Source organism: Hoeflea sp. AS60, from assembly GCF_038900115.1.
Classification (GTDB): Bacteria; Pseudomonadota; Alphaproteobacteria; order Rhizobiales; family Rhizobiaceae; genus Hoeflea.
Genome location: NZ_JBBMQP010000001.1, coordinates 1,597,113 through 1,617,641 on the forward strand (window position 1 = coordinate 1,597,113; position 20,529 = coordinate 1,617,641).

Here is a 20,529-nt window from a genome sequence, read left to right on the forward strand (position 1 = left end):
GACCCTCACGGGGGAACCGCGCCGGCAGATCATGTTGAAACGGCGCCGGAAAGCCATGCCGCTGATGCCGCTCACACCGGCGACCAGCTGCCTGACGCCCACGCAGCTGGTGCCGAAGCTGCAGCCAATTCGGATCAGTCAACCAACGCGCCCGAGATCGAGGGCGTAAAGGCGCCTTTCTCCGAGCCTGGTGCGGTGGCTGGCTTTGAAATGGGCGACCAGATGGAAACGCTCGAACCCTACAAACTGGTCCGATCTCTGCAATTTGTTCAGGATGCGGTTGTGCAGGGCGACCATTCCGCCATGGAGATGCAACGGTTTCTCATCGGCGTAATTGACACCCGTCTGCGCCAGGCGGATCAGAAAGTCTTCGACGATCCGAGAAATGTTGACGCCGCCCTGATCTACGCCATGAGCGGCGGTAATCCCGCAACACTCGATATTCTGGCTATCAAGGATAAGTTCGGAAACTTCGACAACGAAGTCACCACAGTCCTAAGAGCCTACCTGAACGGTCGCGCGGCCAAGACGCAGACAACGCTGAATGACGTGGTCAAGATTTACCGGGACACCGAGATCGGCCCTTATATAACGTTGGTGGCGGCCAATGTTATGGCCTCCATGAATGACGTGTCTGCGCTGGAACTGTTCGATTGGGCAAGGTTGACCGCTCCAGGTACGCTTGTCGAGGAAGCTGCACTCCGGCGGTCGCTCTTTATAACGTCGCAGAAGAACATGGTGGATGAGGCATTGCACTACGCGCAGCTTTATGCGCGCCGCTTCATCAACTCTCCCTATGCAGGTCAGTATGCAGATCTCCTTGTTGACCTTGTGCTGCTGAACTACAAGACGGTGGGCGATGAGGGGCTGAGTGAAATTCTGTCCTTTATGGATCGTCCGAGAAAGCGCGAGATCTATCTGCGTATTGCCCGGAAGGCAGCCATCTCCGGCTTGCGCGAACTCGCGGTCTTCTCTTCCGACAAGGCTGAGTCACTGCTCGGAAGTAATGACCAGACGCCGCAAGCAATGGCGGAACTCTATTCAGGAATGGCCAAGATACCCACTGATGGTGTTGATGGTGTCCTTCAAAGTATAAATGCCTTGTCCGGAGCGCGTTTATCCAGGCGAGACCGCGCTTTACGCGAGGCGGCAAGGGTTGTTGCAACCGAGGTCGTCAGGAAACCTGTGCTCGACAGCTTCACACAAGCATTACCGTCCATCATGGCGCAACCGGCCGTGAAACAAGATGATGAAACCATCAAGTTAGCGGCCGACACAGAGAAGGCAGACACAGAGAAGAAAGCCGAGAGTTCGATCTTCAGGCGGGCAAAATCCGATGATGAGTTGAACCGGGCTGCTGAGGAAGAAGCATTCAAGGGTTTTGTATCCGACCGGAAGCTAGCGCTAGAGCGCATAGACAAGCTGCTTGAATGAATTGAAAAGGAACGCGTCGTGAGTGCATTGGATATGGTATTGCAGCGGCAAGTGCCAGCACGGACAGCCGCCAAGACCGGCGAGGGGTCCAGCGGTGCGGATACGGCTGCTGACACCAGGAATGACGCATTCTCGGCCGCTCTTTCTCAGGAAAAACGCAGCGCAGCTACCGAGCGCGACAAGGTTGAATTAACAGACGAACCGGAAGTCGGCGCGAATATTGATGATCCGGTCGGCTCTGACGCGAGCCAGTCCGACGATATCCTCAACCTGCTGGCCGGGTTGATGTCGAGCGCTTCCTACAGCGACGACGCAGAACTCGGAACAGTCGTAGGAGTAGATGGCGAGCTGGCTGAAGCGGCCGCTGCGGTTGAAGCCGAGGCTGCGATCACCGAAGACGCTGACGCAGCCATCCCGCTCAATACGAACCTTGCTGCGACGATTGATGGTAATGCTGCCGGGGCGAAGGAGACTGCCAAAGTCGCAGTTGCCAGGAATGCTCAGGTATCTGCCGAAGCTTCTAAGGAGGCTAGCGATGCTGAGGCTGTTGCAGCAGCCAAAACCGCAGAGAGCCAAACCGGACAGACATCCGTTACCGACAAGTCAACTGCGCCAGCACCTGCCACTCTTGTTTCCGCGGCTGGTGGCGCACTCGCGGTCCAGGGCACACCAGCACAGCCAAAGAGCACCGATTCAGTATCGGAGCGGCAGAAGGCCCAGGCAGCGGTCAAGGATGGCTCGCAAACCGTTGGTGGCCAGGGCGAAGCTGAACCAGCTGATGCCGAAGTTGTCCAGTTACAGACCCGGGTCCGCAATACAGGTAACAGACAGAGCGATGCCGCTGATCGTCGGATCGAAGAGCGTGCAGGCTCCAAGGACGGCAAAGTCGAAGTCATTGAATCGCGCCGTTTCATGCCTGTTCAGAACATGACGGCAAACGGCCAGTTGCTAACTCGTTCGCTGGTTGACGCGAGCAGTGCCGCACTGGCGACACAGCGTGCCGCGGCGGCGGCGGCGCAGCCGGCTGCGGGGACGGCAGTACAACAGACAGGGCAAACGCTCCATACACTCAAGCTTCAGCTCAATCCGGTCTCGCTTGGCAGCGTGACTGCCATATTGAAGCTCTCGGGTGATGAACTGTCTGTCGAAATCAAGGTGCAGACTGCTGAAGCATACCGGCAGGTCAAGGAAGACAATCAGGCAATGATCAAGGCTCTGCGCGGGCAGGGCTTTGGCGTTGAGCAGATCACCGTACAGCATGTCACCGGGCCAGACCGCTCTTCAAGCCAGACCCCTCAGCAGGGGTTCCAGGCGGGCCAGCAGGGACCTGGATCTAGTGACGCCCAATCTTCCGGCAGGGAGAGCGGTCGCAACAATGCAGGGCAGCAAGGCTCCGGCAGCCAAGGGGGGCAAGGCCATGAACAAGGTTCGTATACTGGTTCTGGCACTGGTCGCACTGACGGCGTTTATCTCTGATGGTCTGACACAGCGTAGTGCTTTTGCCGCGACAGGTGTCTGCGAGGCGGAAATCATGTCCGCTGCAAGAGCCTACGGCGTACCTCCGGGGATCCTGCATTCAGTCGGTCTGACAGAGACAGGGCGGAAGGGGTCTCTCTATCCCTACGCCCTGAACATCGAGGGGCGCACGGTCTTTGCCAAGAGCCGGAGCGACGCACTGCGTGAATTTGAGCAGGCCAGGGCCGAGGGCAAGACCCTGATCGACCTTGGATGCATGCAGATAAACCACCGCTATCATGGCGCTGAGTTCCCTTCGGTAAGTGCTATGCTGGACCCGCATGCCAATGTCGCTTACGCGGCACGCTTCCTGGCCCGGCTGCATGCACGCCATGAAACCTGGACGATGGCGGTAGCGCGCTATCATGCAGGCCCTAATAATGATCCTGCACAGAAGAAATATGTTTGCCGGGTCATTGCAAATCTGGTCGCAACCGGTCACGGAGCGTGGACAAATGAGGCTCGGTCTTTCTGCGGATAATGCAACCTTGGATAGCAGCTGCCGTTTTTCTGCCTGATTTGTAGCAATTTGTTAAGATTTAGGCGGTTCTAAACAACGCAAGAAAAAAATTAACCTTTTGTTAACTTTTCCCAACAAAATTGTGTGTGATGTCGGATTGGGCTACCATATCTAGGCAAATCAGCGGAAAACATGGTTAATCAATTGTTAATTGTCACCGGATTCATTTCATAGTTTACCAAGATTCAGCGGATTCGTACTTCTAATGCAATGAAGCACCACACTGATTCGGAGGCGAACGAATGATCGTAGTGGTTGATGATCGGCAATTAGTAAAAGATGGCTACACATCCCTTTTTGGGCGCGAAGGAGTTCCTTCGGCGAGCTTTGATTCCGTTGAATTCGGCGAGTGGGTGCACACGGCGGCAGATTCCGATCTTGCTGCGGTAGAAGCATTCCTTATCGGCCAGGGAAAACAGATGATGGATCTGCCCAGGGCGATCCGTGATCGTTCACAGGCTCCGGTGATCGCAGTCAGCGATACGCCATCACTTGAATCGACACTGGCGTTTTACGACAGTGGTGTGGACGACGTGGTGCGCAAGCCGGTCCATCCCCGGGAAATTCTGGCGCGGGCAGCGGCGATCCGTCGTCGTCTCAAGGCGATTACGACTCACGTCGAAATCGGACCTATCCGGGTCTTTTCCGATGGCCGGGATCCAGAGATCGAAGACCGCACTTTCGCGCTTCCAAGACGCGAACGCCGCATCCTCGAGTATTTGGTCGCCAACCGCGGCCGCCGTGTGACAAAACAGCAGATTTTCAGCGCCATCTACGGGATCTTCGACGAAGACGTCGAAGAGAACGTTGTTGAGAGCCACATTTCCAAGCTGCGCAAGAAGCTGCGCAAGCGCCTGGGCTTTGACCCGATCGATTCAAAGCGGTTCCTCGGATACCTGATCGACTGGAAGTAAGTGGGCTTTGGCCAGCTGATAAAAATCGGTTGGCCGGCGCCATTCGCATCACAAGCAATCAGGTTCACGCAAGGCCCGCAAGCTAATCTAGATCGCAGTAGCAAACGAGGGATTACGCGATGAGCCTTTACGGAATGATGCAGACCGGTGCGTCTGGAATGAACGCGCAAGCAAACCGCCTGAGCACGGTTGCAGACAACATTGCGAACTCCAGCACTCCTGGCTACAAGCGCGCAACTACTGCTTTTTCCTCACTTATTTTGCCCAGTAGCGCCGGTTCGTACAATTCCGGTGCGGTGCAGACCAGTGTGCGTTACGCCATCACCGATGCCGGTTCGCTTGAATTCACAACGTCAAACACTGACCTCGCTATCGACGGCGATGGCTTTTTCATCGTTAGTAATGCCAGCGGCACCCCGTTCCTGACGCGGGCAGGGGCATTCGTAAAGGATGGCGACGGCAACCTGGTCAACGCTGCTGGTTTCACCCTGATGGGTTATGACTACACAGGTGGAACGCCGGCTCCGGTGGTCAATGGTTTCGACGGTCTGGTGCCGGTGAACGTGGAATCAGCTGGTCTGACTGCTACGCCATCCTCAACAGGTACGTTCAATGCAAACCTTGATGACAGCGAGGCTATCATCGCGCCGGCAGACCTGCCTTCGACAAACTCTCCGACCGCACAATACTCCCACAAGAGTTCGCTGGTGGTCTACGACACGGTCGGCAAGGAAATACTGCTCGATTTCTACTATTCCAAAACTGCCGATGATAATTGGGAGGTTGCTGTCTACGACCGCTCGACCGCAACACCGGGGACGGGTTTTCCCTACGGTTCGCCCGCTCTCGCCACCCAGGCGCTGACATTTGACCCTGCACTCAACGGCGCCCTCGCGGCAGCCAGTGCCACAACGATCACTATGGCCGTCCCTGGCGGCGCATCGCTGACCATCGATATGGCAAAGATGTCGCAGCTCAACTACCCCTTCACGGTGGATGCTGCCGACGTTAATGGCAACGCGCCAAGCGCCGTTACCGGCGTCGAAATCTCGTCCGATGGTACCGTCTACGCGAAATATGAAAACGGTGATCTCAAGCCGCTCTATCAGGTCGCCTTGGCAAACGTTCCCAGTCCCGACAATCTCATTCCGCTGCCCGGAAACGTATACTCCCAGGGAATTGATTCAGGCGTCATCACAACCGGTTTCGGTGGGTCTGGCGGCTTCGGTAACCTCATTTCCGGTGCGATCGAGGGGTCGAATGTCGACCTGGCCGGCGAACTGACAGACATGATCGCGTCCCAGCGCAGCTACACGGCCAACTCCAAGGTTTTCCAGACAGGCTCGGACCTTCTGGATGTCCTCGTCAATCTCAAGCGATAGTTTCGTTTCGAGAGCTAGAAAGAACAGTCAATGTCTCTGACATCAGCCCTTAATACAGCGCAAACGTCTTTGTCGAATTACGCGACACAGACCAGCACGATCTCGCGCAATATTTCAAACGCTAGCGACCCCAATTATTCCCGTCGTGATGCAATTTTGACAAATTCGCTGATCGGATCTCAGGGCGTCAGTATTCAGCGTGCTCAGGATAGCGCTTTGTTTGTGCAGAGCGTCACCTACATGTCGGTGTCGAGCGCACAGGAGACCCTGCTCGGGGGGCTGACTGATCTGAAAAGCATTATGGGTGGCAATGACTACGAAACATCGCCCTCGGTATTGATAGCAACCATGCGCGATACTCTCGCGACGTATGCCGCGAAACCTGGCGAAGCGACGCTGTCGCAGATGGCGATCGCCGATGCGGTAACCGTTGCCAATGGACTTAAGGATGCTTCGAACTCAGTCCAGACTGTCAGGTACGAATCTGACAAGGAAATCGGACGTCAGGTCGACCAGCTCAACGAGTTGCTGGCGCGTTTCGAAACCAACAACAATAAGGTCATTAGCGGCACCGGGGCCGGCAAGGATGTGAGCGCTGAGCTTGATGAGCGTGAATCGTTGATCAAGCAGATTTCTTCGATTATCGGTGTGACGCAGGTCAGCCGGTCGGGTAATGACATGGCGCTTTACACAAGCGACGGCGTTACATTGTTCGAGACGATTGCGCGTCCTGTCGAGTTCCAGACCTCTTCTGGGTTTTCCGCAACGCTTCAGGGCAACAAGATCTATGTCGATGGCGTTCCCCTGGCATCCGGCAGCGGCGCCAGCACGACCGGTCAAGGCTCGCTCCAGTCGCTTCTCCAAATCCGTGACGACTACGCGCCGCAGATGCAGACCCAACTTGACGAGATTGCGCGTGCGCTTGTTGTTTCCTTTGCGGAAACCGATCAGTCCGCCATCCCGACCTTGCCGGACATGCCTGGCCTCTTCACCTGGGCTGGCGGAACCGTTCCCGCAGGCGCCACGGTTGTCCCGGGCATTGCTTCGACGTTAACCGTCAACGCAGCACTCGTGCAATCGCTCGGTGGGAATCCTGAATTGTTGCGTGACGGTGGCATAAACGGCGCGGCCTACAGTTCCAATCCAACTGGTGCCACAGGCTATTCCTCGCTTTTGGACTCCTATGTCCAATCGCTTGATGCCCCGATAGCGTTTGATGCTGCAGCAGGTATCTCGACGAACGCAAGTATTTTGGGGTTCGCTGCCGATTCCATTGGTTGGCTTGAACTTAATCGAAGCGATGCGAATTCGTCATCTGTGTCACGCGAAGCTGCGCTGTTCCGGACGACCGAGGCGCTGTCGAATATCACAGGTGTTTCTCTGGATGAAGAGATGTCGATCCTGCTCGAACTGGAGCAGTCCTACAAGGCATCAGCTCGCCTGATTTCTGCGGTCGATGAAATGCTCCAGGCTCTCTTGGCGGTGGCGAGGTAAGTTCATGAAAACGAGTTTTGTATCAACTCTGGCGCTCCAAAATGCCATGCGGCTGACCATCAGTCGGGGGCAGACTGAAATTCAGAAGCTTCAGACTGAAATCGTGACGGGACGATATGCAGATATCGGATTGTCGCTTGCTGCCAAGTCCTCCAACAGCGTTACGCTGAACGGTGATGTGACCCGGCTCAAGGGTATTCTGGATTCAAACTCGCTGGTAACGCAGCGGCTTTCGGCTTCCCAGGCATCGCTGAACATGATGGCTGATGCTGCCCAACAGATGCTGGAGGCCTTCATTACGGCCGAAGGTTCGGATGATGCCAACCGTCTGCTGATTGCACAGCGCGATGTCAGTAGTTCCCTTGAGGCGTTCACGATCGCGGCCAACAGCTCATCCAACGGCGAATTCCTTTTTGGCGGCATCAATACCAACACGCTGCCAATAGACGATTATCAGGTTGCAGGGTCGTCGTCCAAAGCAGCGTTTGATGCACTGTTCCTGGGTAACTTCGGCTTCGCGCAGGATGATCCCGCGGCAGCCTCCATCACGGTCGCCCAGATGGAGAACTTCCTCTCCAACGTAATGGAGCCGGCGTTCTCGGGTACGGACTGGAACACCAACTGGTCAAGCGCGTCCGACACCAATGTCTCGAGCCGCATATTGAAGAATGAGGTGGTGGATTCCAGTACCAACGCCAATGCCGCCGGCATGCGCAACTTTGCGTTGGCTGCGGTTATAGGTGTTGAGCTTCTCAATTCACCGATTTCGTCCGAAGTCCGCAGCGCGGTCAATGACGCCGCGATCAAGTACGCCGGAAGTGCGGTGACCGGTATCGACAATGAACGCAGTACGCTCGGCGTTTCGGAAAGCCGCATCACCAAAGCAAACACTGCGTTGGAATCGCAAATACGTATCCTCACTCTGCACTTGGGTGATGTCGAAGGTGTGGATGCCTATGAGGCCTCCACTCGAATGCAATCCTTGCTGGACCAGGTTGAGACATCCTACACGCTCACCGCCCGGATCCAGCAAATGAGTTTGATGAATTATTTGTAGTTGCATGGCCTGGCGTTGCCGGGCGTAAATGGACAAACATGAAGGGCGTCTGAATGTACCAATTTTCCTATGCGGATGTTCAGGAGGATGGTGTTGCCGAAGCGCGCGAACGCGAGCGAGAGGCTATCAATCATTCGATCTCGCTGCTGGAAGCAGCCAAGGCCAACGGTCTTGAATCCCGCGATGCAATCGAAGCAGTCTACTTTGCCAGCCGCCTCTGGGTGCGGTTCGTTGAAGACCTCGCATCTCCTGACAACCAGCTCGCCGACGACCTTCGGGCAAACCTGATCTCCATAGGCATCTGGATTATCAAGGAAGCGCAGCGGATCCGGAAACGTGAATCGGCTAACTTCCAGGGCATCATCGATATCTCGATCATCATCAGGGACGGGTTGAAATGAAGAGCTCTTTGCGCATTTCCCTCAAGGCCGGCGAACGCATCTTTATCAACGGGGCGGTGCTTCGGGTTGATCGCAAGGTGGCACTTGAGTTTCTCAATGATGTGACGTTCCTGCTTGAAAACCACGTATTGCAGCCTGAACAGGCAACAAGCCCGCTCAGGCAGCTCTACTTCATCGTCCAGATGATGCTGATCAATCCTGAAGGCGCAGATCAGGCAATGGGCATGTTCCGCAAGTCGGTCGTCATGCTTCTCACCTGCTTCAAGAATGAAGAAGTTCTTACCGAACTCAAGCATATTGATGGTATGGTGACTCAGGGACGTGCATTCGAAGCGCTCAAGGCGATTCGCGCGCTCTATCCCATCGAAGAGCATATACTCGATACGGCCGGCATGTCGGCCGGGACAATTGAACAGATTCGCAAGGAGTTGGCGCCATGGACGTAAATGCAGTCAGCAGCGCATCGGCATCCTCTTCTGCCGCGACCACGGCGTCCAAGAAGGCCACGCTCGATTACGATACGTTTCTGACGCTGCTCGTGCAGCAGATGAAAAACCAGGATCCGACCGAGCCGATGGACGCGACCGAACAGATTGCACAGCTCGCGACCTTTAGCCAGGTCGAGCAGACCATCCAGACCAACAAGAATCTTGAAAACCTGCTGCAGTCCTCGACCCTCAATCAGGCGGGATCCATGATTGGCCGCACCATCGTGAGCGCCGACGGGACGATTACCGGCGTTGTTGAAGAAGTTAAGGTTTATTCCGACGGGCTGGTTGCCGTGCTTGAAGACGGCAAGAAGGTTCTGGTCGGTGCAGGCGTGACGATCCGCTAAGATGAATGAAGCTGACGCCCTTGATATTGTACAAACAGCGATCTGGACCGTGCTTGTCTGCTCGGGCCCTGCGGTCTTTGTGGCAATGTTTGTTGGCGTCGGCATCGCCTTTATCCAGGCTCTGACCCAGGTTCAGGAAATCACGCTGACTTTCGTTCCCAAGATCGTCGCCATCCTGATCACTGTGGCCGTATCGGCGCCCTTCGTCGGCGCCCAGATTTCAACCTTCACAGACATCGTTTTCCAGCGCATTCAATCCGGATTCTAGCGGTTCTGTCGGATTCTGCCTGGTCGATATGAAATCCGGCCCACGGTTGAATTCGTCTACGCATCCGTTTTACTGGATCCCAACGGGGCAAGTTGTTCTCTGTGGCTCGTGATCTGAGCGGTCCCCGCAAAACATTCTGACATCTTCGCGCAAGCTTCGGCCGTTAGGGTCGTGATGAACTATTGCGCGGGCATGACGCCTGCGCTGTGCTCCGGAGCTCCGCAAACATGGCCACCCCGCAAGCGCTGGCGATCCAGAAGACAGGTTTTCAGGGCAAGGACATGGGCTTTGCCTTTGGCATTGTCGTCATCTTATCCATCCTGTTCTTGCCAATCCCGGCTTTCCTCATTGATATCGGGCTTGCGTTTTCCATCGCGTTCTCGGTTCTGATCTTGATGGTGGCGCTGTGGATCCGGCGTCCGCTGGATTTCTCATCCTTCCCGACGATTTTGCTGATCGCAACGATGATGCGCCTGTCGCTTAACATTGCGACGACACGGGTCATTCTGTCCGAAGGCCATCTTGGGCCGGAAGCTGCGGGCAAGGTTATCGGCGGATTTTCGCAAATGGTGATGTCCGGTGACTTCGTCATCGGCGTTATCGTCTTTCTCATTCTGGTAACGGTGAACTTCATCGTGATCACCAAGGGCGCCACCCGCATCGCGGAAGTTGGCGCTCGCTTTACCCTCGATGCCATTCCCGGCAAGCAGATGGCCATTGATGCCGATCTCTCGGCCGGCATGATCGATGACAAGCAGGCCCACGACCGGCGTCGTGAGCTCGAGCTGGAAAGTTCGTTCTTCGGTTCCATGGATGGGGCGTCGAAGTTTGTGCGCGGTGACGCCATTGCCGGCCTCTTGATCACGGGCATCAACATGTTCGGCGGCGTCATCATCGGCTATGCCCGTCATGACATGCAGATCGGCGAAGCCGCAGACGTGTTCGTGCGGCTGTCGGTGGGCGACGGACTTGTCAGCCAGATCCCGGCTCTGATCGTGTCACTGGCGGCTGGCTTGCTCGTTTCACGTGGTGGTCAGCTGGGTTCCACCGACGAAGCGGTTATCGATCAGTTGGGCGGCTACCCCCGCGCACTCTTTGCTTCTTCGGGATTGCTCTTTCTGCTGGCTGTGATGCCCGGACTGCCGTTTCTTCCCTTCGTGTTGCTCGGCGGCGGAATGGCATTTGGCAGCTGGATCATCCCCCGCCAACGTGACCAGAAGGCCCGTGCCGAGGCACAGGAGGTTCACCGCTCCGAGCAGGAGGAAAAGGACAAGGAAAAGGATTCCGTCAAGTCCATCCTCAAGACTGCGGAAATCGAGCTGGTGCTCGGCAAGCAGGTTGCGACCAAGCTGCTTGGATCACACGAGGAGCTTGCCTTCCGTGTCGCCAAGATGCGCAAGAAGTTTGCCACCCAGTACGGCTTCGTCGTGCCTGAAATCAAGGTGACGGACGACATCTCGATCAAGGACAAGAGCTATCATATCCGTATTCACGGAACCACGGTGGCCGCAAATGACCTCAGGGTCGGCGAACTTCTGGTGGTTCTCGCCGGCTCCCATCGCCCCTCGCTTCCTGGTGATGAAATTCGCGAACCCGCATTCGGTCTGCCCGCGCTCTCGGTTCCAGAGAGCTTTGGTGAGGATCTCAAGCGCGAAGGTTTCCAGCCGATCGACAACGTGTCCGTGGTGCTGACCCATCTCTCCGAGGTGATCCGCAACAACCTTCCGCAACTGTTGTCCTACAAGGACATGAAGATCCTCATCGACAGGCTTGATCCCGAATACCGCAAGCTCGCCGATGAGATCTGCACCTCGCACATGTCCTATTCAGGCTTCCAGGCGGTTCTCAAGCTTCTGCTGGCCGAGCGTGTCTCGATCCGCAACCTGCACCTTATCCTTGAGGCTGTTGCCGAGCTCGCGCCGCATGTCCGCAAGACCGAGCAGATCGTCGAGCATGTGCGCATCCGCATGGCGCAGCAGCTCTGCGGCGACATTGCCCGCAACGGCCAGCTCAATGTGCTCAGGCTTGGCAACCGCTGGGACCTGGCATTCCACCAGGCGCTCAAGCGCGATCCGAAGGGCGAGGTCATCGAATTCGATATCGACCCACGCATGCTCGAGGAGTTCTCCGAGGACGCAACCAAGGTTATCCGTGAACACATGGACAAGGGCGTGCCGTTTGTGCTGGTAACTTCGCCCGACTCACGGCCTTATGTCCGCATGATCGTTGAACGGATTTTCGCCACACTCCCGGTGCTGTCGCACGTCGAAATCGCGAAGGGTATCGAGATCAAGCTTCTCGGCTCGATTTCGTGATCGAGGACCCGCAAGGCACTGTGCTTGCACTCTTTCTGGCCTTCTGCAGGGTTGGCGGGTGCTTCATGGTCTTGCCGGGGTTCTCCAGCTTTCGCGTCCCGCTTCAGATCCGCCTTTTTGTTGCAGTCGCCGTATCCATGGCGCTGCTTCCTATTCTCTGGGACAATATCTACCCCAATGTAAAGGGTGGCGGCGTCGAATATATTCTTGTTGTCGGCGCTGAACTGCTCATAGGCGTCACACTGGGCCTCGTTGCCCGCTACATTGTCTTGGCCATCCAGTATGCCGCCACCGCGATATCGATGGCTATCGGTTTCAACTCCTCGCCTGGAGGCGGCGTTATTGAAAACGAGGCTGAAGGTCCGCTCACATCGCTGATCACCTTCACCACTCTGTTCCTGCTGTTTCTGACCGATTTCCACCACATGGTGATCGCGTCATTGGTTCGCTCCTACGGCTTCATGCCGATGAGCACCGGCTTCGAGCCCAGAATGGCGCTGATGACGCTCGCCGACACGCTGGGTGGCGCTTTCATGCTGGTTCTCAGGCTTGCCAGCCCGTTTCTGGTCTATGGACTGATCTTCAACCTGTCGATCGGTATGGTCAACAAGCTCGCGCCGCAGATTCCTGTCTACTTCATCTCGATTCCGTTCATTCTCACCGGCGGATTGATCCTGTTCTACTTCGGCTCGAACACGTTTTTCACCTTGTTTATCGATGGGTTCGAAACCCTTTTCATGGGATTGATCTGACATGTCTTCGACGCGCTCGGAAAAGCTCGCCCGTCTGGTCCGTGTTCAGCGACAGATCGAGCGTATGGCCGAGTACGAACTGTCCCACACCTTGCGGGCGCAGGCAGAGACGGATGCGACGCAGGAGGCATTGGTCTCAGCTGTCGGATCCTTCAATCCCATTCATGCGGCAATGTCGCATCATTACGCCCAGCGGTTTCAGCGTCTTTCTGCAAAATCGCAAATGCTGGACGGAGCCAGGAGCGTCCAAGAGCGTCGCGTGCTGACAGAAAAGACCAAGGCTGACCGGCTGGCAGACCAGGCTGGCTTGGCTGCAGCGGCCGAAGATCGGCTGGAGAGCGACGAGAGCCTTTTTGACCTTCTCGACAGTTCGCTGCAGCGCCGCGGATTTGACTGAAATTCCTGTCAGGCTCTGCTGCGCAAGGCCAGCGTAAGCTTCGTAAGACAAAGTGTGCGGGATCATTTCCGGTCAATTTCTGCGAGGGAAGCTCTTTGTCGATACAAACAGCAACCGACATTATCCTTGATGTCGTTCGCGCGGCGGATCCAGCTGTTGCGCAAAGGGCGGAAGCAATGCTCGAAGCGGCTTCGAGCCGCAAGTCCGAGCAGGCTGCCGGTACACCCGCGTTCCAGCATCAGTTGCTGGCTTCGGCCGATCCGTCATCGCTCGCGACAACGGAAGCCAAGAATGACGCGCCCGATAAATCTCTTGAAGTCTATCAGCGCTTTGAAGCGATGATACTGCAGAATTTCATCGGCAACATGCTGCCTCAAGACAGTGAACAGCTCTACGGCAAGGGAACCGCCGGTGAGATCTGGAAAGGCATGATGGCCGAACAGCTTGGTGCGGCGCTGGCAAAGGGTGGCGGCATCGGCATCGCAGCGCGCATGATGGGTGACCGATTCAGCTCGGGCCTGGCGCCTGAGTCAGCCGATGGCGTTGGTTCCAACGTGTCCAACCGCGCGGCCAGCCTGAGCAATGAAATCCAGAAACAGATGCTGGCTGACGTGGCCGGGTCTGACGAATCCACTGACGCGACAGCGAAATCCAGCCAGAGGCAACAAACAGCATGAGCGAACTGAAATCACACGATCATCGTATCATTGGCGTCTTGTCGCGTATCGAGGCCGTTATTGACGCTGAAAATGCGGCAATCGGCAGCAATCCGAACTTTGACCTGGTGCGGTCCAATTCGATCAAGAGCCGTTGCCTCTATGACATGACGGTACTGTTCAATGGCGTCCGTCCGGGCGAGCTCGAACCTGAGCACCAAACCCATCTGGAAACCGTGCGCAGCAAATTGAAAATCAACAACCTCAAGCTCAAGGCGCACATGGAGGCAGTTCGCGATATTGCCGAAATGATCAAGGAAACCGTCTCGGCCTGGGAAGCTGACGGAACCTATTCCGAAGACCAGTTCAGGGCTTCTGAATTGTCATGATCAAAATGCTCGGCACCGGCGTCTGGATATGCGTAGTGGCGCTGGCATCGGTTTATTTTTCGGTTCAGGTCTCCAACAAGAAGGAGGTCGTTGAGCCGGATCCTGCCATGTTTGGCGGGCTGGAAACCATTCGCGGCGAAGTGACCTCAATTCCGGTCATCAGCGGCGGTGCCGTGCAGGGATATTTCCTGACGCGTTTGTCCTACACGGTCGATCCCCTCAAGGCTGCCAAGCTGAGCATACCGGTCAACGAACTGATCACCGATTCGCTCTATACTGCGCTGGTGGGAGAGCCGGTGATCGACTTCCCGGATATGGAGCGGTTCGATCTCGACGCCTTCAAGGCACATATTCTCACCACCCTCAACGAGCGGGTCGGCGAGGAGTTGTTCCAGGATGTGATCGTTGAACAGATCGATTTCCTGTCGAAGGAAGACATCAGGTCCAATGTGCAGCAGGGGCGTTCTCTCAAGAACAACCCAACGGTTGAGCGCACAACGCCACAGCCGCAGGCGGCTGCTGAAGCTCCGTCACACTGATCGTTGGGAAGTCCGTCTTGTCAGACGGCACAGAGGGCCGCGCGCGCCGTCCCCTGTTTCAATTGCTTTCGGGGTTCCGGTACTGCTCATTGACCAGTCCGAACTCCGCCATCAGCCGTCCGACGGCCACCTGTATATGATAGAGGCCGATGACTGCCGAGCCGGTTTGAAAGCCCAGGCGGAGCCCGCGCAACGGCGAAGCTGCCAAGAGCGCCAGCGATTTGGCCAGCGTGCGCATCCGGCCAGGAACACCCGGCCACTGTCGCTTCTCCAGAATTGCTGAAATCGCACCGTTCCTCAACGAACGCGCGTTGAGCCACGAAAACTCGGCCCGTCGCGATGGCAGCGTTTCCATGACTGCCGCTTCCGCGCTCCAGCCGAAGGCAAAGCCGCGGATCTTGGCCCGTCGGTAAAAATCGCTGTCACCGCCGCCAATGAAATTGAAAGCCGGATCAAGATAAGGTCTTGGCATCATGTCCAGCACCGGTCGCGAGATAAGCACATTGCCTGACGAATAGAGGATGGGGACGAGGCCCGATTCACGGTAGTGCGGCGTAAACACCGGATGTCTGCGCCAGCCGTCGAGCGCCTTGTCGGCAAATACCGGGATTTGTGGGCCACCAACCAGATCGGCGCCGGTTTTGAGCGCGGTCTTCATCAGGCCCGACAGCCAGTCCGGTCCGGCAATCTCGTCATCGTCGATCACGGCGATGTGGGTGAGGCGCGGAAATTGCGCCAGTGCGGTTTCCCAGCCGGCATTGTAGGCATGGCAATTGCCGCGCTGATGCGCGACGATGACGATACCTTTCAACCGTGAGCCTGTCAGCCAGTCTGCAGCGGCTCGCGCGCCTTCCAGTCCTTCGGCGTCATTGTCCATGACGATCACGGCCGTATCGTCGCCAAGACCCTGGGCCTGAAGTGAATCCAGCGTCATCACCAGATGATCTGGCCGGCGGAATGTTGGCAGTGTGATCACGACACGGACACGGTCCGGCTTTAGGTCTTTGGAGCGGGCATGCTCGGAAGCGGAAACGGGGTCTGACGACATGATGGGCATCCGGTTGACGTACCCTTATCCAATCATACGATCCTGAAGAATGCCTGAAGGTGACATGCGGCATTTGAAACAGCTGTTAAGGAGCCTTTCAAGCCTTCCTGATATGATCGGTAGTGATATCGGAACGGAACCCGCATGCATCTCATTTTCATTTCCTCGCTTGTCCCGGTGGCAAACCCGGCTTCAGGCTATGACATTGCCAATCGGGTGATTGTCGATGCGGTCCGGTTGCTGGGCCACAAGGTGTCGGTGCTTGGTTTCCTGCAGCCCGGTCACCAGCCATCCAGCGCTGACGAAACCAGGCTCCTCGGGCAGCTCGAAGTGACCAATGCCCGTGTCGGCAAGATGCAGAAGGCACTCTGGCTCAAGGATGCCTTTCTCCATCGCGAACCGGTATCAGTGGCGAAGATGCATGCGGTCACGCCTGGCGACATCCGCTCGGCGCTGGCTGAACTCGCACCGGTCGACGGCTTGGTTCTCAATTCGGTACAATTGCCCGGCGCATTTCGGGATATTTTCGCGGCCTATCCGTCCGTCTTCGTGGCCCACAATGTCGAGGCTCACAGTGCCGCCGACAATGCCCGCAATGCCGCCAGCCCCATAACCCGCTTCCTGTTCAATCGCGATTCACGGCTTCTCACCGAGCTCGAGAATGCTCTCTGCGCCATGGCGAACCACGTCTTCACGCTTGCCGAACCTGACCGGGCCGCACTGGGTGTCGGCGGAGATGATCGCTCCACTATGCTGCCGTTGGTAACCTCGGTCACGCAACCGCCTTCACCATCCCACCGCGCACCTGTCTATGATGCAGGAATGATAGGGTCCTGGACCTGGGCCGCCAATCGCGCCGGGCTTGACTGGTTCCTTGATAGGATTGCACGGCGACTGCCATCTGATTTCCGTATCGCGATTGCCGGCGGCATTGGTGACGACGTGCCGCCTGCGCCGGGCAATGTCACCTTTCTTGGCCGAGTCCCTGATGCCCGCAGCTTTGTTCAGTCCTGCCGGGTCGTTCCCCTGATCTCGCGTAGCGGCACTGGCGTTCAGCTCAAGACGATCGAGACGTTCGAAATGGGACTGCCATCGGTCGCTACAACAAGTGCCTTGCGGGGAATTGCCGTGCAACCGGCCAACTGCGCGGTCGCAGATGATCCCGAAGACTTTGCCACGTCCCTTATCGGTATGGTTGGTCGGGCACGTGACGGAGACCTTCCAGACAGCGACGGTCATGCCTTTCATGGGCTCCAGCTTGAAGGTTTACTGAGTGCTTTGTCACGCGGGCTGCTCGGTTTGGGCAACGTGGTTAACAAGACGTAAATTGAAACCTTAACCGCATTCGTGAAATGCGGCTGCAGGAAAATTAAGGAAGTGCTAAATCGTTTTTCAGGGTCACCCATGAGGGAATTCCCGCACCAAGGCCCAGATCAAGACAGAGTGTTCGGAGACAGCATGCCAGCAATGGAAAACGGTCAGCATCGCGACATCATGGGTATCCGGGTCGCAGCCCTTGGATGGGACCAGGCGCTTGATGTGTTGACGAACACGATCTACAGCGACGGTCCGCAGCGCATTTTCAATTTCCTCAACGCCAACAACGCAAACCTCGCCATGCGAAATCCCAGCTATCGCCATGGCCTCAGCAAGTCCGAGGTTCTGCCTGATGGAGTAGGCGTCGATATTGCGTCCCGCACGCTCTACGGCTCAGCGTTCCCTGCAAATCTCAATGGCACCGATTTTATCCCTGCACTGCTGGTCTATGCCGACAAGCCGCTGAAGGTAGCGCTCATCGGAGCCCGCGCTGACATTCTCGAAAGAGCAGTGGTCAATTTCAAAGCCGCTACTCCCTGGCATGAATTCATCGCAGTAGCGGATGGCTATTTCGACAAGGCCGACAGCTCGCAGGTGCTTGCGGATCTCGCTGCGATCAATCCTGACATTACCCTGGTCGGGATGGGAAGTCCGTCACAGGAAATCTGGATCGACAGCAACCTCAGGCAGGGCCATGGCCGTGTCGTCTTTGGCGTTGGCGCACTCTTCGATTTCGTATCCGGCGCGGTTCCTCGCGCGCCTGAGGTGTTCCGCAAGTTCAGGATCGAGTGGCTCTGGCGCCTGGGTGTCGAACCGTCCCGCTTGTGGCGCCGCTACATTCTCGGCAATCCGGTTTTCCTCTTTCATTTGTTCCGCTACAAGTTTCTTGGTGCAGGTCGGCGAGCCAGGCAGCCTGCCTGACGCCAGCCTGACGATGCAGCTCAGTATTTGACCGGAACTCCCATGAAGACTGCCGTAATGACCGCGTCCTATGTTGGCGATTTCGATCGTTGCGCACTTCTGTGTGAAAGCATGGACAGGTTCATGCAGGGGCAGTGGCATCACTACCTGCTGGTTGATCGCAATGACGTGACACTGTTCGGCCAGCTTGAAGGTCCGAAGCGGACGGTGCTCAGCGAAGCAGACCTGTTCCCCTACTGGCTCAGATCCTTTCCCGATCCGCTGAGCCTTGGCAAGCGACGCCTTTGGCTCAGTCCGTTCTCGGTGCCGTTGCGGGGATGGCATGCGCAGCAGCTTCGGCGACTGGCAATGGCTCGCCATGTTGAAGCCGATACATTGTTGTCCATCGATTCCGATGTCGTGCTCGTGCGCCCCTTCGATCCCGCTTCCCTCTGGAATGGCGACCGGATCCGAATGTTTCGGGCTGATGACGGCGCAAGGAACGCAACGCCCGGACATCTGGATTGGCTTGCCCATGCGGGTCGCGTTCTCGGTCTGCCGCGCCGGCCCGATCCGGCGCATGATTACATTTCCAACATGGTTCCCTGGCGAATGGACAGCGCCCGCGCGCTTCTCGACCACATCGAGAAACACAACGGCGTGAGCTGGATCCGCGCGGTCATTTCATCGCGTGACATCTCCGAATGCATGATTTACGGCCGTTTTGTCGATGAGGTGTTGGGCGGTGCGGGTCACACACCCGATGCGCGCTCGCTGTCCCACGTTCTGTGGTTCAAGGAAACCTTCCCGCAAACGCCCGAAGGCTTGTCCGAATTCATGCGCGGATTGCGGCCTGATCAGGTTGCCATCGGGGTGCAGTCGTTCGTCGACCATCCTCTCTCCGAGATCAGGCGTATCGCTTTTGCCGTCACCCCTGTCTGAGCCGACACTGACTCCAGTGTTTGAGACCAGTGCTTCAGATAACCCGCTTCACAACTGAACGCAGTGCCCGGTAAGTCAGCAACGCTGATTGCAGATAGAGCACAAGGAACGCCACATTCAAGAGTTCGGCCCAGACGACAACTTCCGTATGCAAACCCAGAACATAGGCGAGCAGCAGCGCTTTCATTGCGCCAAGCGAGGCTAGAACCAGCATGCGAACCACCGTCCGTCCGGTCGCATACAGCAGTTCCGAATGGTACTCGATGAGGTTGCGGAATGCCGGTACCAGGGCCACGAAAATCAGCAGCGGCGCGGCCACGGAGACATTGGCGCCCAGCGCACTGGGGAACAGCCACAGGAACCCGGCCATGCCAAGAAGCCCCGCGGTGGAGACCGCGGCTACCGCACCTTCAAGCAGAATCCTGTTCTTGAGATCATCGAGCATTGCCGAGGTGCGCATCAGACGCTGCGTCAGCACTGTCAGGAAAGCCCGCACCGGAAGTGCTGTCAGGTCAACCAGCCGCATGATGATGGCGTAGATGCCCGCCGTTTCAGGCCCGCCCAGTGACAGCACCAGCACCTTGTCGAGTTCCGATTGTATGTAGAACAGCATTTCCGCACCGGCCACCGAAACGGCATCAAGCCAGCGGCGCGTATAGAGCGCGAGCTTCCAGCGAAGCCGCACACGCGGATAGAAAAACACCACCGCCAGCAACGCCGACAGACCGTTGGCGGCAAGATAATACCAGCCCCAGCTGGCGAGCGACCCATCCGCGAGCCATGTGAAAACAACCGCGGCAATCGTCTTAAGCGCGGTCGCAACGACCACCAAAACGGAGCCTGCGCCAAACCGGTTTGCGCCGTAACTGACAATGACGGCGATCTCCATGATCCGCCAGCACAGCACTTCAGCCACAATGATCTTGGCGAACGTTGCCAGTTGCATTTCGCCGGCGAAGATCAGTGCGTATGTGAGCCAGGCCGCGAGTGCGATCACCGGCGTCGACAGCACCAGCCCGCCCAGGAAGCCTGCGGTGTAGACACCCAGCAGCCGGGTCTTGACCGTTGCGATCCGGTAGAGTGGGGAAACGAAGCCAAACGCCAGAAGCCGCGAAAGCATGATGCCGCAAGCCGAAGCGGTGGCGAAAAGGCCGAACTCGCTGATCGACAACGTATTGGCAATCGCGATGAAATAGACAAGGGAAATCACCAGCCGCCCAGCCGATCCGCCCACCATCGATAGATAGGCACGGATCAAGGCGCTGTTGGCGCTTGCAAGGTTTCTCAGGCGAACAAACATCGAGTACCGTTTTGGGAGGACGATTTCAGTTCCTGCAATCGCCAATTCATCTGTCAAATTGTACGATGAATGTATTAATTTGACGTTTGAAATGGCGGCAATTGTGCGATTGCGACCGCACGCCTGATGCTTATATGCAAAATTGCTAAAAAGA

Annotated in this window: 22 protein-coding genes; 20 read left to right on the forward strand and 2 right to left on the reverse strand. The window is 56.8% G+C overall.

The genetic code is table 11. From position 1 onward, the window contains the following. Positions 1 to 222 precede the first annotated feature (222 nt). The 17 genes from WNZ14_RS07405 (at position 223) to WNZ14_RS07485 (ending at position 14,868) form a co-directional block, all read left to right on the forward strand. Positions 223 to 1,434 (forward strand): chemotaxis protein, encoded by a 1,212-nt coding sequence (locus tag WNZ14_RS07405; RefSeq protein ID WP_342867932.1) that lies wholly within the window; start codon positions 223 to 225, stop codon positions 1,432 to 1,434. An 18-nt stretch (positions 1,435 to 1,452) separates the two neighbouring features. Continuing rightward, positions 1,453 to 2,910 (forward strand): flagellar hook-length control protein FliK, encoded by a 1,458-nt coding sequence (locus WNZ14_RS07410; RefSeq protein WP_342867933.1) that lies wholly within the window; start codon positions 1,453 to 1,455, stop codon positions 2,908 to 2,910. Further along, on the forward strand, positions 2,852 to 3,430 hold the full coding sequence (locus WNZ14_RS07415; RefSeq protein WP_342867934.1) for a transglycosylase SLT domain-containing protein: 579 nt from the start codon (positions 2,852 to 2,854) through the stop codon (positions 3,428 to 3,430). Before WNZ14_RS07410 ends, WNZ14_RS07415 begins: the two co-directional genes overlap by 59 nt. Before the next feature lie 281 nt (positions 3,431 to 3,711). Further along, positions 3,712 to 4,383: a response regulator transcription factor gene (locus WNZ14_RS07420; protein ID WP_342867935.1), complete on the forward strand. Its 672-nt coding sequence runs from the start codon at positions 3,712 to 3,714 to the stop codon at positions 4,381 to 4,383. A gap of 119 nt (positions 4,384 to 4,502) precedes the next feature. Beyond that, positions 4,503 to 5,765, forward strand: a complete 1,263-nt coding sequence (locus WNZ14_RS07425; protein WP_342867936.1) for a flagellar hook protein FlgE — start codon at positions 4,503 to 4,505, stop codon at positions 5,763 to 5,765. A 30-nt stretch (positions 5,766 to 5,795) separates the two neighbouring features. Further along, positions 5,796 to 7,259 (forward strand): flagellar hook-associated protein FlgK, encoded by a 1,464-nt coding sequence (gene flgK / locus WNZ14_RS07430; protein ID WP_342867937.1) that lies wholly within the window; start codon positions 5,796 to 5,798, stop codon positions 7,257 to 7,259. Positions 7,260 to 7,263: 4 nt separating this feature from the next. Continuing rightward, positions 7,264 to 8,316 carry a flagellar hook-associated family protein gene (locus WNZ14_RS07435; protein WP_342867938.1) on the forward strand — a complete coding sequence of 351 codons (1,053 nt, stop codon included), beginning with the start codon at positions 7,264 to 7,266 and terminating at the stop codon, positions 8,314 to 8,316. A 53-nt stretch (positions 8,317 to 8,369) separates the two neighbouring features. Further along, positions 8,370 to 8,717, forward strand: a complete 348-nt coding sequence (flaF, locus tag WNZ14_RS07440; RefSeq protein ID WP_342867939.1) for a flagellar biosynthesis regulator FlaF — start codon at positions 8,370 to 8,372, stop codon at positions 8,715 to 8,717. Continuing rightward, positions 8,714 to 9,163, forward strand: coding sequence for a flagellar biosynthesis repressor FlbT (gene flbT / locus WNZ14_RS07445; RefSeq protein ID WP_342867940.1), 450 nt, complete (start codon positions 8,714 to 8,716; stop codon positions 9,161 to 9,163). The genes flaF and flbT overlap by 4 nt, the downstream gene beginning before the upstream one ends. Beyond that, on the forward strand, positions 9,154 to 9,552 hold the full coding sequence (gene flgD, locus WNZ14_RS07450; protein ID WP_342867941.1) for a flagellar hook assembly protein FlgD: 399 nt from the start codon (positions 9,154 to 9,156) through the stop codon (positions 9,550 to 9,552). The genes flbT and flgD overlap by 10 nt, the downstream gene beginning before the upstream one ends. A 1-nt stretch (position 9,553) precedes the next feature. Next, entirely contained in the window at positions 9,554 to 9,820 is a 267-nt protein-coding gene (gene fliQ / locus WNZ14_RS07455) for a flagellar biosynthesis protein FliQ (RefSeq protein ID WP_342867942.1), read from the forward strand. A 227-nt stretch (positions 9,821 to 10,047) separates the two neighbouring features. Further along, positions 10,048 to 12,135 carry a flagellar biosynthesis protein FlhA gene (gene flhA / locus WNZ14_RS07460; protein ID WP_342867943.1) on the forward strand — a complete coding sequence of 696 codons (2,088 nt, stop codon included), beginning with the start codon at positions 10,048 to 10,050 and terminating at the stop codon, positions 12,133 to 12,135. Then, complete coding sequence (gene fliR / locus WNZ14_RS07465) at positions 12,132 to 12,887, forward strand: flagellar biosynthetic protein FliR (protein WP_342867944.1); 756 nt, start codon at positions 12,132 to 12,134, stop codon at positions 12,885 to 12,887. The genes flhA and fliR overlap by 4 nt, the downstream gene beginning before the upstream one ends. 1 nt (position 12,888) lies before the next feature. Beyond that, positions 12,889 to 13,284, forward strand: a complete 396-nt coding sequence (locus WNZ14_RS07470; RefSeq protein WP_342867945.1) for a hypothetical protein — start codon at positions 12,889 to 12,891, stop codon at positions 13,282 to 13,284. A gap of 95 nt (positions 13,285 to 13,379) precedes the next feature. Continuing rightward, positions 13,380 to 13,961, forward strand: coding sequence for a rod-binding protein (locus WNZ14_RS07475; protein ID WP_342867946.1), 582 nt, complete (start codon positions 13,380 to 13,382; stop codon positions 13,959 to 13,961). Further along, a complete protein-coding gene (locus WNZ14_RS07480; RefSeq protein WP_342867947.1) occupies positions 13,958 to 14,329 on the forward strand; it encodes a hypothetical protein in 372 nt (123 codons plus the stop codon). Before WNZ14_RS07475 ends, WNZ14_RS07480 begins: the two co-directional genes overlap by 4 nt. After that, positions 14,326 to 14,868 carry a hypothetical protein gene (locus tag WNZ14_RS07485; protein WP_342867948.1) on the forward strand — a complete coding sequence of 181 codons (543 nt, stop codon included), beginning with the start codon at positions 14,326 to 14,328 and terminating at the stop codon, positions 14,866 to 14,868. Before WNZ14_RS07480 ends, WNZ14_RS07485 begins: the two co-directional genes overlap by 4 nt. 58 nt (positions 14,869 to 14,926) lie before the next feature. Here the strand turns inward: WNZ14_RS07485 and WNZ14_RS07490 are convergent, their stop codons facing one another. Further along, positions 14,927 to 15,916: a glycosyltransferase gene (locus tag WNZ14_RS07490; RefSeq protein WP_342867949.1), complete on the reverse strand. Its 990-nt coding sequence runs from the start codon at positions 15,914 to 15,916 to the stop codon at positions 14,927 to 14,929. Between the two features lie 144 nt (positions 15,917 to 16,060). Here WNZ14_RS07490 and WNZ14_RS07495 point away from each other — a divergent pair, with 144 nt between their 5' ends. The 3 genes from WNZ14_RS07495 (at position 16,061) to WNZ14_RS07505 (ending at position 19,075) form a co-directional block, all read left to right on the forward strand. Continuing rightward, positions 16,061 to 17,242, forward strand: coding sequence for a glycosyltransferase family 4 protein (locus tag WNZ14_RS07495; protein WP_342867950.1), 1,182 nt, complete (start codon positions 16,061 to 16,063; stop codon positions 17,240 to 17,242). Between the two features lie 132 nt (positions 17,243 to 17,374). Beyond that, on the forward strand, positions 17,375 to 18,154 hold the full coding sequence (locus WNZ14_RS07500; RefSeq protein ID WP_342867951.1) for a WecB/TagA/CpsF family glycosyltransferase: 780 nt from the start codon (positions 17,375 to 17,377) through the stop codon (positions 18,152 to 18,154). Positions 18,155 to 18,196: 42 nt separating this feature from the next. Beyond that, positions 18,197 to 19,075 carry a DUF6492 family protein gene (locus tag WNZ14_RS07505; protein ID WP_342867952.1) on the forward strand — a complete coding sequence of 293 codons (879 nt, stop codon included), beginning with the start codon at positions 18,197 to 18,199 and terminating at the stop codon, positions 19,073 to 19,075. Between the two features lie 34 nt (positions 19,076 to 19,109). Here the strand turns inward: WNZ14_RS07505 and WNZ14_RS07510 are convergent, their stop codons facing one another. Further along, complete coding sequence (locus WNZ14_RS07510) at positions 19,110 to 20,375, reverse strand: lipopolysaccharide biosynthesis protein (RefSeq protein ID WP_342867953.1); 1,266 nt, start codon at positions 20,373 to 20,375, stop codon at positions 19,110 to 19,112. Positions 20,376 to 20,529: the final 154 nt, after the last annotated feature.